General features: G+C 60.3%; 1 protein-coding gene. It reads right to left on the reverse strand.

Translation table 11 applies throughout. The annotated features are described in order from the left end of the window. Positions 1-1,135 (reverse strand): amidohydrolase (locus ACXJ5O_RS27780; protein WP_457302726.1); only part of this gene is annotated, 1,135 nt, incomplete at both ends.

The following is a 1,135-nucleotide window of genomic DNA, read 5'->3' on the forward strand; positions in this document are numbered from 1 at the left end:
ACGTTATCCGGTATGGGATTGATGAACGGCTTCCCATCCAGACGCTGCCGATGGTCGGCCCTGGCGGCTTCAATGAAATCCGGGTTGGCAAATAGCTCGATTGCTKTCGCGGCCATCACTTTCGCAGCATGTTCCATGCCCTTGTGCGCCGCAGGCAGCTTGCCTTGCGCAACCAGCTGCCATGAATGTCCCGGGGTGCCGATGGCATAGGTCGCCCCGCGCATCTGCACGGTAGGGACGACCCAGCTCACTGTTCCTACATCCGTCGAGCCGACGATCGATCCGTCGCCGCTTTCGGGAGGGAAAATGCTGTCACACAGCGCCTGGCCCTTCTTGGGCATGACGTTAAACCGCTTGTAGGAGGATACGATGTCCTCTTGCGAGAACGTTTCCTGAAATTTCCGCGCAGTCTCATGATCGGCCTCATTGAAATCCGGCGGGCCGAGGCGCTCCAGCTGCGAATGCATCAAGGCTTCGAGCGGCGTGTTGCCGACAAGATTGGCATCGCCACTGATAATGCGGCTGCGTACGGTGGTTTCGGTCATGAGAGCCGCGCCATCCGMGACCTTCTTGACCCGCGCAACAAGGCTGTTGAGTTCGGGCAGGTCACGCGCCCGCACCAGATAGCGCACCGTTGCCCGGGCCTGAACGACATTCGGTGCGGAGCCACCCGTGTCGGTAACGGCATAGTGGATACGTGCGCTCGATGGCATATGCTCACGCATGTAGTTCACACCGACATTCATCAGCTCGACAGCATCCAGGGCGCTGCGACCCAGATGCGGCGTTGCCGAGGCGTGCGACGCACGGCCGCTGAAATGGAAATTGATTTCGTTGCAGGCAAGCGAGATTGGATTGTTCACGCCGGCAAAGGCTGCGGGATGCCAAGAAATTGCAATGTCGACGTCGTCGAATACGCCGGCACGCACCATGAAGCCCTTGGACGAGCCGCCCTCTTCAGCGGGGCAGCCGTAGTAACGTACGCGCCCCTTCAGTCCGTTTTTCGCCAGATAGTCCTTGACTGCAGCCGCCGCCAGGATCGATCCCGACCCGAGAAGGTTGTGGCCACAGCCATGGCCATTTCCGCCTTCGACCATTGGCCGCTCTTCGGCCAGTCCTGCAACCTGGCTGAGGC

The sequence above is a fragment of the Phyllobacterium sp. P5_D12 genome (assembly GCF_054049495.1).